Raw genomic sequence first — 14834 nt, 5'->3', positions numbered from 1 at the left:
CCGTTGACCGGCGCGGCGGGCGCCGCCGGCCGGCGCGGGCGGCGCGTCGTCGAGGACGGCGCGACCCCGTAACCCACCAGCACCGCCTCCCGCTTGACGGCGGGCGCCGGTGCGGGCTCGGCTGCCGGCGGCTGCTCGGCGGCCGGCGCGGCCGCCTCGGCCTGGCCTTCCTCCGGGCCCCCGGCGTCCACCACGATGATCGGCGTACCGACGTCCACCGTCGTGCCCTCGTCGAAGCGGATCTCGCTGACCACCCCGTCGTAGGGGATGGGCAGCTCGACGGCCGCCTTGGCCGTCTCGACCTCGCAGATCACCTGGCCGTCGGTGACGGTGTCGCCCACCGCCACATACCACTTGAGGATCTCGGCCTCGGTCAGGCCCTCGCCGACGTCCGGCATCCGGAATTCGCGGAAGCGCTGTGCCTGTACGGTCATGGTCGTCACAACTCTCCCTCAGAACGCCAGCGCGCGGTCGACGGCGTCGAGTACGCGGTCCAGGCCCGGCAGGTACTCCTCCTCCAGGCGGGCCGGCGGGTAGGGGGCGTGGAAGCCGCCGACCCGCAGCACGGGCGCCTCGAGGTGGTAGAAGCAGCGTTCGGTGATCCTGGCGGCGATCTCGGCGCCGGCACCGTAGAAGACCGGGGCCTCGTGCACGACCACCAGCCGGCCGGTGCGGCGCACCGACGCCTCGATCGTGTCGAAGTCGATCGGCGAGAGCGAGCGCAGGTCCACGACCTCCAGGCTACGGCCCTCGTTGGCCGCCGCGGCCGCCGCCTCCAGGCACACCTTCACCATCGGGCCGTACGCGGCGAGCGTGACGTCCGTGCCCTGCTGGGCGACGACCGCCCGGTGCAGGTCGCCGGGCAGCGCGGCCACGTCGACCTCGCCCTTGTCCCAGTAGCGCCGCTTCGGCTCGAAGAAGATCACCGGGTCGTCGCACTCGATGGCCTGCTGGAGCATCCAGTACGCGTCGGAGGAGTTGGAGGGCGAGACCACCTTGAGGCCGGGCACGTGCGCGAACAGCGCCTCGGGCGACTCGCTGTGGTGCTCGACCGCGCCGATGCCGCCGCCGTAGGGGATGCGGATGACGACCGGCAGCTTGATCTTGCCGAGCGCGCGGGCGTGCATCTTGGCCAGCTGCGTGACGATCTGGTCGTACGCGGGGAAGACGAAGCCGTCGAACTGGATCTCCACCACCGGCCGGTAGCCGCGCAGCGCCAGGCCGATCGCGGTGCCGACGATGCCCGACTCGGCGAGCGGGGTGTCGATGACCCGCCCCTCGCCGAAGTCCTTGTACAGGCCGTCGGTGATGCGGAAGACACCGCCGAGCTTTCCGACGTCCTCACCCATGATGAGGACCTTGGGGTCGTTCTCCAGCGCCTTGCGCAGGGATTCGTTGAGGGCCTTGGCCACTGCCATCGTCTGGGTCATGATCAGTGCCCCGTTCCCGCGGTCTCGACGTCCCCGGTCTCGAAGGACGACAGGTACTCGGCGAACTGCGCGCGCTCCTCGTCGACGAGCGCGCTGCCGTCCGCGTAGACGTTCTCGAAGATGGCCATGGTGCCGGGGTTCGGCATGTTCCGCACACCCTCGCGCACCCGCTTGGCCAGAGCGTCGCTCTCCGTGTCGATCTCGGCGTAGAAGGCCTCGTCCGCGAGGCCCTCGCGCTCCAGGTAGGTCCGCAGGCGGGCGATGGGGTCCTTGGACGCCCACTCCTCGCGCTCCTCGTCGCTGCGGTAGCGGGTCGGGTCGTCGGTCGTGGTGTGCGCGCCCATCCGGTAGGTGAACGCCTCGACCAGCATCGGGCCCTGCCCGCTGCGGGCGTGTTCGAGGGCGGCCCTGGTGACGGCCAGCACCGCGAGCACGTCGTTGCCGTCGACCCGGACGCCGGGGAAGCCGTAGCCGGCCGCGCGCTGGTAGATCGGCACCCGGGACTGCTTCTCCGTCGGCTCGGAGATGGCCCACTGGTTGTTCTGGCAGAAGAAGACCACGGGCGCGTTGTAGACCGCGGCGAAGGTGAAGGCCTCGGCGACGTCGCCCTGGCTCGACGCGCCGTCGCCGAAGTAGGCGATGACGGCGGCGTCGGCGCCGTCCTTGGCCACTCCCATGGCGTAACCCGTGGCGTGCAGCGTCTGCGAGCCGATCACGATCGTGTACAGCTGGAAGTTGTTCTCGTTGGGGTCCCAGCCGCCGTGGTTCACACCTCGGAACATCCCCAGCAGGTTCAGCGGGTCCACGTCGCGCGTCCAGGCCACGCCGTGCTCGCGGTACGTCGGGAAGACGTAGTCGTCGGGACGGGTCGCCCGCCCCGAGCCGATCTGTGCGGCCTCCTGGCCGAGCAGCGAGGCCCACAGGCCCAGCTCGCCCTGCCGCTGCAGGGTGATCGCCTCGGCGTCGAAACGCCGGGTCAGCACCATGTCGCGGTACAGCCCGCGCAGCTCCTCCGGCGTCAGGTCGATCGCGTAGTCCGGGTGCTCGACCCGCTCGCCCTCGGGGGTCAGCAGCTGTACGAGCCCGGGCTCGCCGGCACGGCGCTTCGCAGCGGTGCCGCGGGTCGTCGTCCGCCCCCTGCTCTTAGCGGGGGAACCCCCAGCGGCAGTGCTCTTCACGCTCACGTTCGCTCCTCCGTCTGTCCGGCCCCCGGGATCTGCCGGGGAGCAGGATGGGGCCTCCCCCACGATGTCGAGGGGGCGGCGCACCTGGTCCGGCGGGACGCACGGGGTGTGTGCGGCATGGCCGAGCCAGGCGTGACAGTGTCCCGGCGAAGGCCTGCAATACAGACGTTACCCAGAAGTCCCGCATTCGCGCGAAGCCGTCCGACCTGCGGTTTTGCTTGGATTTCCTAGTAAATTCGCGGGCGCGGCACTTCCGGGCGGGCAACCCGGCCGGTGTCGGCCTGCCGGGTCGACCTGTTGTCGCAGGCCACCGGGACAACGGCACCGTATCTCGGATGCCGGACATACGTAAGGGGCCGCCCGGGGGGCCGCGGCGGGTGGCGGGGCAGATGGCGGGGTCGGTGGCGGGGTGGGTGCGGCTCCGCCGCGGGAGGCACACCCGGGCGGGGAGTGCGAGGCTTGGCACGTGAGCGAAAACGGACACATAAGGGTTTTTCTCCTGGACGACCACGAAGTGGTCCGCCGCGGCGTCAACAACCTGCTCTCCGTCGATCCGTCGATCGAGATCGTCGGCGAGGCCGCCAGCGCCGGCGAGGCGATGGACCGGGTCCCCGACGCGCATCCGGACGTCGCCGTCCTGGACGTACGGCTGCCGGACGGCAGCGGCGTCGAGGCCTGCCGGGAGATCCGCTCCCACGACCAGTCGGTGAAGTGCCTGATGCTCACGTCCTTCGCGGACGACGAAGCCCTCTTCGACGCGGTCATGGCCGGCGCGTCCGGCTACGTCCCCAAGGTCATCAGGGGCGACGACCTGATCAGCGCGGTGCGCGAGGTCGCCGCCGGGCACTCGCTGCTCGACCCGGTCGCCACCGCCCAGGTCATCGAACGCCTCAGGGAGGGCGGCGCCCGCAGCGAGCACGAGGAGCAGCACGCCGAGCTGACCGGCCAGGAGCGGCGGCTGCTCGACCTGATCGGCGAAGGCCTCACCAACCGGCAGATCGGCGAGCACACCGGGCTCGCCGAGAAGACCGTCAGGAAGTACGTGTCCGGGATGCTGGCCAAGCTCGGCATGGAGCGGCGCACTCAGGCGGAGGCGTACGCCGCGCGGCTGACCAGGCCGATGCCGTAGTCCGCGGGGTCGCGGGGTCGCGGGGTCGCGGGGTCGAGGCGCCAGGTTCGAGGCGTCGGGGCGGCCGTAAGGGTGCCCTTAGCAGGTCAAGGCGGGGTGGCGCCACCGCGCCAGGACGGCCCCCCTTGGTGATCTACGCTGTGGCACGTGACAGGCACGGCGACCGAGCCGCACGCGCGGGCTCCGCTGACCGCCCTGCTGCATCGGTACGAGGACGCGGGCGAGCCCCTGACCTGCGAGGCCGTCCCCCGGGGGCTGCTCAACCGGGGATGGCGGGTGACCACCACCACGGGCCGCTACTTCCTCAAGCAGTACATCTCCGCCGACACCGCCGCACCCGCCCTCATCGCGCGCCAGCACCGCGCCACCCGGGGCCTGGCCCGGCTCGGCCTGCCCGCAGCGGCCCCGCTCCCGGACGCCGACGGCCGTACGGTGACCGTGCTCGGCGGCGACGGCTACGCGCTCTTCCCCTGGATCGACGGGACCCACCGCGAGGGCACCGAGCTGACCGCCGGGCAGTCCCGCCGGCTGGGCACCCTGCTCGGCCGCGTCCACACCGGCTTAGCCCGCGTCCAGCCGCCGCCCGCCGCAGGCCCGCGCCCCAGCGCCGACCCCGACCGCACGCACGCCGACATCGCCCGGTTGCTCGCCCTGGTCCGCGCCCACCACCCGCACGACGACTTCGACGGGCACGCGGAACACCGGCTGGTCGAGCGCGGCGACCTGCTGCGGCGGCACGCCCACCGCCGGCCGCCCGACCCCGCGCCCGACGACCGCGTCCAGGGCTGGGTGCACGGCGACTTCCACCCGCTCAACCTGCTCTACCGCGGTGACGAACCCGCCGCGATCGTCGACTGGGACCGGCTCGGCGTCCAGCCGCGCGCCGAGGAGGCCGTACGGGCCGCCGCCATCTTCTTCGTCCACCCGGCCGACGGCCGCCTCGACCTGCGCAAGGTACGGGCCTACGCACGGGCGTACCGGCTCGCCTCGGGCGCCGGCGAGGCGGAGGTCGCCGCCGCCGTCCACCGGGTGTGGTGGGAGCGGCTGAACGACTTCTGGATGCTGCACTGGCGCTACGAGCGCCTCGACCGCCGCTCCGACCCGCTCTTCCCCGCCGCGTCGGCGCTGGCCGTGTGGTGGACGGGGGAGTACGAGGCGGTGCTCGACGCGTTCGCGGGGTAGTGCGGGCTCTCCGCGCGGGCCTTCCGGGCCGGCCGGGGTCAGCCGGATGTGCCTGCGGTGTCTCCTGGGTCGCTCGTGCCGCTCGGCGTGTCCGTGGGCGTCGGCGGAGTGGTGTCCTTCGTCGGCGGCGTGGTCGCCGGCTTGGTGGTCGCCGGGTTGGTCGTGGGCGGGTTGGTGGTGGGCGGGGCACTCGTCGACGGGGTCGTCGTCGGGGCGCTGGTCGACGGGGTCGCGGTCGGCGTGGTCGGGCCGGTGCTCGGCTCGCCGCCGGTGTCGTTCGTCGGGTCGTCGCCGGTGGGCTCGTCCGTCGGCTGCGAATCAGTCGGCTGGCTGTCGGTCTGCCCCACCGATGCCGACTGCTTGGTGTCGGCGGGGGTGTCGCCGCCGCCGTGGTCGCTGGGCTTGGTCGCCAGGTAGACGCCGAGCACCACGGCCAGCACCGCGGCCACGGCGAAGAGCACCGGCTTGAGCCAGCGGTTGCCGCCCTGGCCGCCTCCCGAACCGTGCCCGCCGCCGTAGCCGTCGTCGTAGCCGCTGCCCCTGCTGTCGGCGCCGCCGACGACGCCGGGGACCAGGGGCAGGCCCAGCTCGGCGGTGCTGCCGCTGCGGCCGTCCGGGTGGTGCGATCCGCCGGCGCGCGGCGACTGCGGGAGGACCGCGGTCACCACGCCGGTGTTCCACGTCCCGCCGGTCCAGCCGCCCTGCTGGGTCAGCGCCTGGTGTGCGTAGCCGACGACGCCGCGCATCTCGTCGGCGCTCTGGAAGCGGTCCTCCGGCTGCTTGGCCAGCGCCCGCAGCACCATGCCGTCGAGCTCGGGCGGCACCCGGTCGCTGATCTGCGAGGGGACCCGCGGTTCGTCCTGGACGTGCTGGTAGACCACGGACAGCGGGGTCTCGCCGACGAAGGGCGGGCGCAGCGCCAGCAGTTCGTAGAGCAGGCAGCCGGTGGCGTAGAGGTCGCTGCGGTGGTCGACGGGCTTGCCGAGCGCCTGCTCGGGCGAGAGGTACTGCGGGGTGCCCATGACCATGCCGGTCTGCGTCATGGTGCTGGCGGCGCCGTGCAGGGCGCGCGCGATGCCGAAGTCCATGACCTTGACCGCGCCGCCCGTGGTGATGATCACATTGGCCGGTTTGATATCCCGGTGCACGATCCCGTGCTGGTGGCTGTACGCGAGCGCGTCCAGGACACCCGAGACGATCAGCAGCGCCTGGTCGACCGGCGGCGGGGTCGGACCGGTCAGCAGGTCCTTGATCGTGTGGCCCTCGACCAGCTCCATCACGATGTAGGGGACAGTGCCGGTCGCGGTGCTGTCCTCGCCGGAGTCGTAGACGGCCACGACGGCGTGGTGGTTCAGGCCCGCGACGGCCTGCGCCTCACGCGTGAAGCGCGCCTTGGAGACCGGGTCCTCCGCGAGGTCGCCGCGCAGCAGCTTCACCGCCACGATCCGGCCGAGGCGTACGTCCTCGGCCGCGAAAACCTCGGCCATACCGCCGCGGCCCAGCCGCCCGGTCAGCCGGTAGCGGCCCTCGCCGACGAAGGAGCCCACGCCCCACTGGCCGGAGGACTCGCCTGAAGCCTCCCGCGCAGTGGTGGACGCCTTGCTGCCGTCGGCCGTCTCGTTCGGGTCGACCATCAGTCCTCGCCGTCGTTCGCCATCGCTTCGTGCTTCGTCTGGTGCGCCACCGTACCGCTTTTCGGCCGCCGTCCACGGCGCTCGTCTGCCCACGACCCAGCGCTTACCCGGGTTTGACGCGCCGATCCTGATACTTGCGAAAGTTCCGCGTTCTGTGCGTACCCGATGCGCATCAGGTGACGAGATGGTCAACGAACTTGACGTGCTCGCGCGATCAGCCAGACTTGGCGGGCAAGCTCGGGGACGTGTGTCTTCCCGTTGGACTTTCATGGGGGTAGCGGTACTGATGAGCGGGGACGCCACGCAGGGCGGCGGGTACACGGGACGCTCGGTCGGCGGTGGGCGATACGTACTGCGCGACCTGCTCGGCCAAGGCGGCATGGCGTCGGTGCACCTGGCACATGACACCGTGCTGGACCGGCCGGTGGCCGTCAAGACCCTCCACACCAATCTCGGCCACGAGCAGTCCTTCCGGGAGCGCTTCCGCCGCGAGGCCCAGTCCGTCGCCAAGCTCAACCACACCAACATCGTGTCGGTCTTCGACTCCGGCGAGGACACGATCGACGGGCAGGTCGTCCCCTACATCGTCATGGAGTACGTCGAGGGCCAGCCGCTCGGCGACGTCCTGGCCGCCGACATCGCCCAGCACGGCGCCATGCCGGCCGACAAAGCGCTGAAAATCGCCGGCGACGTGCTGGCCGCGCTGGCTGTCAGCCACGAAATGGGCCTGGTCCACCGGGACATCAAGCCCGGCAACGTGATGATCACGCGGCGCGGCATCGTCAAGGTCATGGACTTCGGCATCGCGCGCGCCATGCAGTCCGGGGTCACCTCGATGACCCAGACCGGCATGGTCGTCGGCACCCCGCAGTACCTGTCGCCCGAACAGGCCCTGGGACGGGGCGTCGACGAGCGCTCCGACCTCTACTCGGTCGGCTGCATGCTCTTCGAACTGCTCACCGGGCGGCTGCCGTTCGACGCCGACTCGCCGCTGGCGATGGCCTACCAGCACGTCCAGGAGACGCCGCCGGCCCCCAGCTCCTTCAACCGCGCCCTGACCCCGGCCGCCGACGCCCTGGTCGCCCGCGCCCTGCGCAAGAACCCGGCCGAGCGCTTCCCGACCGCCGACGCCATGCACGACGAGACCGACCGGGTGCTCGCGGCCACCACGCGCAACACGATGCCGCTGATATCCGGCGACGCCGTGTCAGGAAACCGCGGCGAGGGCGTCGCCGCCTCCGTCTTCCCCTCCCCCCAGGGGCCGGTCCACACCCCGCCTCCGCAGCTGCACACCCCGTACGCCCCGACGCCGCCGCAGCAGCAGCAGGGCTTCGGCCCGACCACCCCGCCGCCCTCCGCCTACGGCTACCCGCAGCAGGGCGGCGCCCCGCAGACCCCGCCGCCGAGCACCGCTTACGGCATGGGCGCGCCGCCGTCCATGCAGTCGATGCCGCAGCAGCACATGGGCGGCCGGCCGCCCGGTGGCGGCATGGGTCCCGGTCCCGGTGGCGGCGGCCGCAAGCGGAACACCCCGCTGATCGTGGGCGCGGCGGTCGCCGCCGTGGCCGTGATCGTCGTCGTCTCGGTCATCGTCGCCATGTCCGGAGGTGGCGGCAACCCGGAGTCCGACCCGACGGACAACCCGACGGACAACCCGACCGTCACCACGTCCGACTCCCCGACGGCCGCCCCGACCGAGAACGTCGTGCAGGGCGACCAGAGCCGCACCATCGAGGCCACCGAGTGCACCAAGGCCCACAACGACCTGATCAACCCGGGCAAGCCCAACATCATGACGATGCCGGACTTCACCTCGATATACGTGGACTCGGCGGTGGCCTGCATGAAGGCCGCCAACTGGCCCTACGAGATCAAGGACATGGACGAGCAGCAGTGGGGCAAGGGCACCATCACCGACCAGTCGCCCAAGGACCTGGACGACTTCGACATCAACTCCGGGCAGAAGATCACCATCTGGGTGTCCACCGGCAAGGGCGCCAGCTGATCCCCGGGCACTTGGGTCCTGGCTCCTGATCCCCCGCGCCTGATCCCCGGCTCCTGATCCCGGGCCGCGCCTTCCGGTGCGCCGGGGGGGGTGCGGTGCGCCCGGAGTGCGGGGCGGCCGCACACCGGCGGCCGGCCCCGCGTCACCGCGGCCTACAGGTAGGGGCCGCCAGAGCGCGAACCCGGGTGACCGGCGTCCTGCTCCTCGTCATGGTCGAGCGCACCCGGCGGCAGCGCGCGCCGCATCTGCTCAAGCTGCGCACGGGCCGCCATCTGCTGGGCGAACAGCGCGGTCTGGATGCCGTGGAAGAGCCCTTCCAGCCAGCCCACCAGCTGCGCCTGGGCGATCCGCAGCTCCGCCTCGCTGGGCACACTGTCGTCGGTGAACGGCAGTGACAGCCGATCCAGCTCCTCCACCAGCTCCGGCGCGAGACCCGCCTCCAGCTCCTTCACCGAGCTGGTGTGGATCTCCTTGAGCCGCACCCGGCTGGCCTCGTCGAGAGGTGCTGCCCGCACCTCCTCCAGGAGCTGCTTGATCATGCTGCCGATCCGCATCACCTTCGCCGGCTGCTCGACCATCTCCGTCACCGGGATCTCGCGGCCCTCCTCGCCGTCAGCGCCCGGAGCGGCCCCGAGGGCCATTCCGTCCGGCCCGACGACCAGGACCTGCTGATTCTGCGAGCTATCCGGCGACCGTTCGTTCATCGGCATCTCCATGTGGCCATTGTCCCGCACCCCCGCCCCCGCCGGGTCCGTGCCCCCTCATCCCTCGGCCCGCCTTCCCAGCTCGGGACGGGACCGGGTGACCAGCGCCGCCAGCAGTCCCGCACCCAGCGGCACCGCCACGACCAGCATCACCAGAGTGCCCCACGGCACCACCACCGGCACCCGCGGCTCGCCCATGACGCCCCAGCCCATGTCTATCGCCCGGTGGTACGTGGCCCAGCGCTGGTGCAGGTCGCTGCGCCGCAGGGCGATCGCGGGCAGCACCCCCGCCACCGAGCCCAGCACCACCCCCATCGCCGCGACCACCGCGCACTGGAAGCCGGACAGCGTGCGCCGCACCCGCCCCGCCGCGCCTAGCGCCGCCAGTGTCCTGAGGTCCGGCTCCGCGTCAGTCTGCGCCAGCCCCGTCGCGATTCCGGCGGCACCGATCGTGACCACCCCGGCGAAGAGCGTGAGTGCCAGCAGGATCAGGTTGTCGTCGCCGACGTAGCCGCGCTCCAGATACACCGTCGCCCTGGTACCGATCTTGGCCACGTCGCTGTTCAGCGCCTGCCGCTGCGCCCCGCTCGGCATCTGCGAGGTGGTGTAGTACGAGCCCAGCGGTGTGGTCCTGAGGCCCAGCGACGCCGCCGCCTGCGGCGGTACGACGGCTGTCACCCCGTAGGGCTCCTGCGCGGGCGCCAGGTGGACCGCCAGCGTCTTCACCGGCCCGGTCGGCTCCGAGCCGTCCTGCGGCTCCTTCGTCACGTCCGCTATCACCATCAGTTTCAGGGTGCCGTGCTCGTCGTACGCCCGGTTGAACAGCACCGCCTCGCCGCGGGCCAGCGCCTGCTCCGCGGCGCCGTCGCGTACGCCGAGCACATGCAGCACCGCGGGACCGCCCACCAGCACACCGTCGTCCATGGGGATGGCCGAAGGATGGCCCGGCCCGATGCACCGCCAGTCGTGCACCAGCGCCTCGCGCTGCGCCACGGTCAGCCGCGCGGCGCCCGTCGGACCGTCGGACGGGCACCTGTTGGCCGGCGGCATCACCAGGTCGACGCGCCCGCAACCCGGCGCACCCACCTGCCTGGTGCAGGACGCCGGCCCCACGTACAGCCGGGACACGTCCACCCGGCCGGTGACCGGATAGTTCTTCTGCACCGCGGCACGCAGCGGCCCGAGGTCACCCGCCTCCTCGCCGTACCCCCCGATCGCGACCTCCCCGCGCGGCAGCTCCGCCGTGTACGACTGCCGGTCCTCCTGCGCCTGGCTGGCCGCATAGGTCGCGACCGCGACCGAGCCGGCCACCGCGGCGAGCACCGCCGCCACCGCCGGAGCCGTACGCCCCCGGTTGCGCACCGCGTCCCGCAGCGCCAGCCGCGGTGCCAGCGGCAGCCACCGGCCGAGCCTGCCGAACGCCCCGACGATCGCCGAGGTCATCATCACCAGCCCGAGCTCCGCCAGCGCCGCGCCCAGCGCCGCGGTGTAACTGCTGTCGTTGTGCATCGTCGCGTAGAAGACCACGGTGACGCCGAGAACCAGGAAGAAGACGCCGACGATCGGCAGCATGCGGTTCGCCCGCCGCACCCCGCGCCGCCCGGTGAGCGAGGCCAGCACGCTCTGCCGGGAGGCACCGATCGCCGGCACCACCGCCGCCAGCACCCCGGTGAGCACCGCGAGCCCGCCGACCCCCGCCAACTCCATTGGCCGCAGCGTCAGTCCGCCGAACCGCTGGCCGACGTAGCGCTCCAGCGTCCCGCGCAGAAGCACGGTGACGGCCACGCCGAGCAGCGTGCCCACCACGGCCGCCGCCGCGCCGACCACCAGGCCACTGGAGAGCACGATCGCCCTGATGTGCCTGCGGTCACCGCCGTTGGCACCCACCAGGCCCAACTGGCGCCGCGAGCGGCGTGCCCCGACCGCGAACGCCGGCCCGGCCAGCAGGCAGATCTCCAGCATGCTGAGTCCGCCTATCGTCACCCCCGCGGCGATGGCCTTCGCCCGGACGTCCCCGCCGTCATACACCAGCGAGCTCCTGCCGAACCCGGTCCGGTAGATCGGCACATCGGCCCTGGCCGGCGGGTGCAGCCGGACGGCCCGTGAATCGACCTCGACGCCCAGGGTGTTGGCCTGCTTCACCATGTCCCAGGTGAAGTCACCCGCCACCGAGACCAGGTAGGTCGGCTTGCTGGGCTCCATGATCCCTTCCGCCTCGCCCCGCACCGCCTCGTAGGGCGCGATGAAGGCCCCCGGCAGCGCGTTGAGCTGTTCTGCGTCCAGCTCGCTGGGCAGGTCGTAGGCACCGACGATCCGGTAGGACCGGTCGAGCCCGCGCACTGTCACCCGTGAACCCACGTGCAACCCGCTGGACTTGAGGAAGCCGTTGGTCGCGGCCATCTCGTCCTGGGCCGCGGGGAACCGGCCCCGGTCCAGCTCGGTGATCCCCGCAGCCAGCGGGTCGACCGCCTTCAACTCCCTGATGTCGACGTCCAGCAGCCCGTACTTCGTCCGGACCGGCGCATAGGTGGAGGCATCGCTCAGGCTGCGGGCGCCGGCGGGCAGCGCCACCAGCGGATCGACCGGATCGCTCTCCCCGCTGGAGACAGTGGTGGTCGAACCGTCGTCCCCGGTGACGGTGACCGTCCGGGTCAGCCCCTTCTTCCCGGCGTTCTCCTGCACCGGCACGACGCCCTCGCCCGTCGGTTCCTGGTACACCGGCTGCGGGCCCTGGCCCGCGTCACTGAGCCGGGCGTCGGCGGTGCCGAACTCCCTGGTGGCCTTCTCCGCGGCCGTCAGCTGCGAGCTGCGGATGGTCACGTCCGCCGCGCTCACACCCATGATCGGCAGCGCGATCATCGCCAGCACCAGCAGGCTGCGGCCCTTGAACCGCACGGCGTCCCTGCGGGCGATCCTGATCGCCGCGCGCCAGGCGTGCAGCCGGCCGACCCCGGGCACGCCGGACCGCGCCCGCCCGGTCACTGGGCCGCTCCGCCCGCGAGCAGCGACTCCGCGGAGGAGCGCAGTGTCATGTCGACCACGGAGCCGTCCCGCAGGAAGACCACCCGGTCCGCCCAGGCCGCGAACCGCGGCTCGTGCGTGACCAGGATGCCGGCCGCCCCCGCGTCGCAGCGGGACCGCAGCAGGGCGAGCACCGCGTCACCGGTCTCGGAGTCCAGCGCGCCGGTGGGCTCGTCGGCGAGCACCAGCCGGCGGTCCCCCACCAGCGCTCTGGCGATCGCCACTCGCTGCTGCTGGCCGCCCGACATCTCGTCGGGGAAGCGGTCGGCGAGCTGCTCAAGCCCGAACTCCTCCAGTGCGACCAGGGCTTCCCTGCGCGCCCTGCGGCTGCCGACACCGTCCAGCTCGCGGGGGAGTGCGACGTTCTCAGCTGCCGTGAGCGCCGGGATCAGGTTGTAGTCCTGGAAGACGTAGCCGATGCTCCGCCGGCGCAGTGCCGCTATGTCCTTGCGGCTCGCGGTGGTCAGATCGGTGCCCTCGACCACGACCCGGCCCGACGTCGGCAGGTCCAGGCCGCCCGCGATGGTCAGCAGGGTGGACTTCCCCGACCCCGACGGCCCCATCACCGCGACCAGTTCCCCCGGGTGCACGTCCAGGTTGATGCCGCGCAGCGCGTGCACCTCGGCCGCACCTGTGCCGTGCACCCGGGTCAGCTCTTCGAGGCTGAGGACGGGTTCCGCGGTGCGGTCGGGCTCCGCGGACGCGGTGGGCGCGGTGGCGCCGGGGCCGCGGCCCGCTCCTGTGCTCGCCGGGTGCGACGGGTCGTGCGGTTCGGCCGGTGGTGTGGGCTGGCTGGACATCAGAACTGCTTCCCCCTACTTCAGGCCCGGGCCGGTCGGTCCGGACTGTTCGCGCTGCGTGTGCCGTTCGTGCTGCTCGTGCCGTTCCTGCTTTTGCTGCTGTCCTGCTGTTCCTGCGCCTCGCTGCGGTCCTGCCGCTCAGCGCTCCCGGCTGGTCAGCGCCGGGGGCGGGAGCGTCTCAGGGCGCCGCGCAGCCCTCCGTCCTGCGCGGCGCCCGGCTTCCGTCCGCCGTCCGCCGGGTCGGCGGGGTCGGCGGGGTCGGCGGGGTCGGCCGCGGGGGCCTTGCGGCTTTCTGCGACCGCGGCCTGCGGGGCCAGCCGTACGAGCCTGGTCTCGCAGTGGTCGAGCCAGCGCGCCTCCGCCTCGGCCTGGAAGATCAGCTGGTCGAGGACCAACTGCCAGGCCACGTCGTCCGGGTCGAACTCCCCCGGCCGGCGGGCCGCCGCTTCCAGCGCCTGTCCCTTCAACCGGGTGTAGTCCTGCATCGCCCGGATGGTGTGGGCGCGCTGGGCCTGGATGACCGAGCGCACGTCGACCTCTGGCGAGCCGACCGCCATCGCGAGCTTGATCGCCAGTTCGTTCCGCGGCGGGTTGGCCCGGTCGACGGGGGTGGCGAACCACTGCCTCAGCTCGTCCCTGCCGTCCTCGGTGATGGCGTAGAGGGCGTGGCCCGCTTCGTCCTCACCCGCGGGGACGACCAGGCCGTCCCGCTCCAGTCGCGCGACGGTCGTGTAGACCTGCCCGACGTTGAGCGGCCAGGTGGAACCGGTGCGCGACTCGAACTCGGTGCGCAGCTGATAGCCGTAGCGCGGACCCCGTTCGAGGAGGGCCAGCAGGCCGTGACGGATCGACATACTGAGTATGTATACCCAGTAAGGTCGGCGCAGGCAAGGCTGATCGGCGGGATCGCGCAAGGCTTCACTCGAACGAGTGGTCGAATAGCGTCGCGGGTTCGGAACGCCCGGCGGCAGGCAATCATGAACAGGAGCGGTCACTCGCCGTCACGAGCGAACGCGCCGGTGGTCTCGCGTGCGGACGCGGGCGGGCACCCGCGCGACGTGCGTGGGCGCGGGCGGGCGCACAGGGGAAGCAGTACGGGCGAGCTGGTCGGGGGGTGGTCCTGGTGGTGGTCAGGAGCGGCGGAGGCGCAGGCCGAGGAAGCCGAGCCCCAGCCCGACCAGCGTCATCCCCACCCCGAGCGGGAGCACCCTGCGTACGCGGTGGCCGGGTGCGTAGGAGGGGTCCGACGGCTCCTGCTGCCCCACTCCCGAGGTGGCGGGCGGGGCAGACGCCGGCCCCGACTCCTCCGCGTCGGGCACGAGCGAGGGCGCTCGGCCGGTGTAGCCGCGGTGGGGTAGCGGGCGCCGCTGCTCGTAGGCGTGCCCGGAGGGGTGCGCGCTCCCGGCGGTCGGCGTCGCGGACGGGCGGGCCGGCGGGTGCAGAGGCGCGGCCCCGGCGCCGGACGGCGCCGCGTGGCCCGGGGCCGGGGCGGATACCGGCGGCTGTGCGGGACCGGCCGGCTTCGGGGCGGGCGGGCGGGAAGAGGCAGGCGAATGCGGTGAAGGGGGTGGCGGCGTGGCAGGCATGCCGGTGTGGACGGGCGGACCGGGCACGACAGGTGCGGACGGCCTCGGCGGTACGGGACGCGCGGGGCTGCCCGGCCGATCGGGCTCCGGCGGCATCGCGGGGCCGGGTCCTGGGGGCAGCGGCCCGCCGGGCGGAGGCAGCGGCGGGCGGACCGCACC

At 72.7% G+C, this 14834-nt stretch carries 12 protein-coding genes; 3 read left to right on the top strand and 9 right to left on the bottom strand.

The features are described 5' to 3' along the window. The 3 genes from NFU81_RS39100 to pdhA all read right to left on the bottom strand — a co-directional run. A partial coding sequence (locus tag NFU81_RS39100) for a biotin/lipoyl-containing protein (RefSeq protein WP_285833830.1) occupies window positions 1-434 on the bottom strand: 434 nt, incomplete at its 3' end. A gap of 18 nt (window positions 435-452) precedes the next feature. Further along, the gene (locus NFU81_RS39095) at window positions 453-1430 is read right to left on the bottom strand and encodes an alpha-ketoacid dehydrogenase subunit beta (RefSeq protein ID WP_422665398.1); all 978 of its coding nucleotides are present in this window, start codon (window positions 1428-1430) and stop codon (window positions 453-455) included. A 2-nt stretch (window positions 1431-1432) separates the two neighbouring features. Then, entirely contained in the window at window positions 1433-2614 is a 1182-nt protein-coding gene (pdhA, locus tag NFU81_RS39090; RefSeq protein WP_251501608.1) for a pyruvate dehydrogenase (acetyl-transferring) E1 component subunit alpha, read from the bottom strand. Between the two features lie 466 nt (window positions 2615-3080). Here pdhA and NFU81_RS39085 point away from each other — a divergent pair, with 466 nt between their 5' ends. Continuing rightward, window positions 3081-3743, top strand: a complete 663-nt coding sequence (locus NFU81_RS39085; RefSeq protein ID WP_251501606.1) for a response regulator transcription factor — start codon at window positions 3081-3083, stop codon at window positions 3741-3743. A 138-nt stretch (window positions 3744-3881) separates the two neighbouring features. Next, window positions 3882-4925 (top strand): phosphotransferase, encoded by a 1044-nt coding sequence (locus tag NFU81_RS39080; RefSeq protein ID WP_422665399.1) that lies wholly within the window; start codon window positions 3882-3884, stop codon window positions 4923-4925. Window positions 4926-4963: 38 nt separating this feature from the next. Here NFU81_RS39080 and NFU81_RS39075 read toward each other — a convergent pair whose 3' ends face one another. Further along, the gene (locus tag NFU81_RS39075) at window positions 4964-6559 is read right to left on the bottom strand and encodes a protein kinase domain-containing protein (protein ID WP_251501598.1); all 1596 of its coding nucleotides are present in this window, start codon (window positions 6557-6559) and stop codon (window positions 4964-4966) included. Between the two features lie 286 nt (window positions 6560-6845). On the opposite strand from NFU81_RS39075, the gene NFU81_RS39070 reads away from it, so the two are divergent. Further along, entirely contained in the window at window positions 6846-8564 is a 1719-nt protein-coding gene (locus tag NFU81_RS39070) for a Stk1 family PASTA domain-containing Ser/Thr kinase (protein WP_251501595.1), read from the top strand. Between the two features lie 152 nt (window positions 8565-8716). On the opposite strand, the gene NFU81_RS39065 is transcribed toward NFU81_RS39070, so the two are convergent. The 5 genes from NFU81_RS39065 to NFU81_RS39045 all read right to left on the bottom strand — a co-directional run bounded on the left by NFU81_RS39065 (window position 8717) and on the right by NFU81_RS39045 (window position 14408). After that, the gene (locus tag NFU81_RS39065) at window positions 8717-9280 is read right to left on the bottom strand and encodes a bacterial proteasome activator family protein (RefSeq protein ID WP_274036880.1); all 564 of its coding nucleotides are present in this window, start codon (window positions 9278-9280) and stop codon (window positions 8717-8719) included. A gap of 45 nt (window positions 9281-9325) precedes the next feature. Beyond that, window positions 9326-12250: an FtsX-like permease family protein gene (locus NFU81_RS39060; RefSeq protein ID WP_479688513.1), complete on the bottom strand. Its 2925-nt coding sequence runs from the start codon at window positions 12248-12250 to the stop codon at window positions 9326-9328. Next, complete coding sequence (locus tag NFU81_RS39055; protein ID WP_251501593.1) at window positions 12247-13089, bottom strand: ABC transporter ATP-binding protein; 843 nt, start codon at window positions 13087-13089, stop codon at window positions 12247-12249. Before NFU81_RS39055 ends, NFU81_RS39060 begins: the two co-directional genes overlap by 4 nt. A 155-nt stretch (window positions 13090-13244) precedes the next feature. Then, on the bottom strand, window positions 13245-13943 hold the full coding sequence (locus tag NFU81_RS39050; RefSeq protein WP_251501590.1) for a PadR family transcriptional regulator: 699 nt from the start codon (window positions 13941-13943) through the stop codon (window positions 13245-13247). A 276-nt stretch (window positions 13944-14219) separates the two neighbouring features. After that, a complete protein-coding gene (locus tag NFU81_RS39045) occupies window positions 14220-14408 on the bottom strand; it encodes a hypothetical protein (protein ID WP_251501587.1) in 189 nt (62 codons plus the stop codon). Between the last annotated feature and the right edge of the window lie 426 nt (window positions 14409-14834).

Origin of the sequence: Actinacidiphila cocklensis, from assembly GCF_907177275.1 — a bacterium.
GTDB classification, from domain to species: Bacteria; Actinomycetota; Actinomycetes; order Streptomycetales; family Streptomycetaceae; genus Actinacidiphila; species Actinacidiphila cocklensis.
This window is presented reverse-complemented; position numbering and strand designations above follow the sequence as displayed.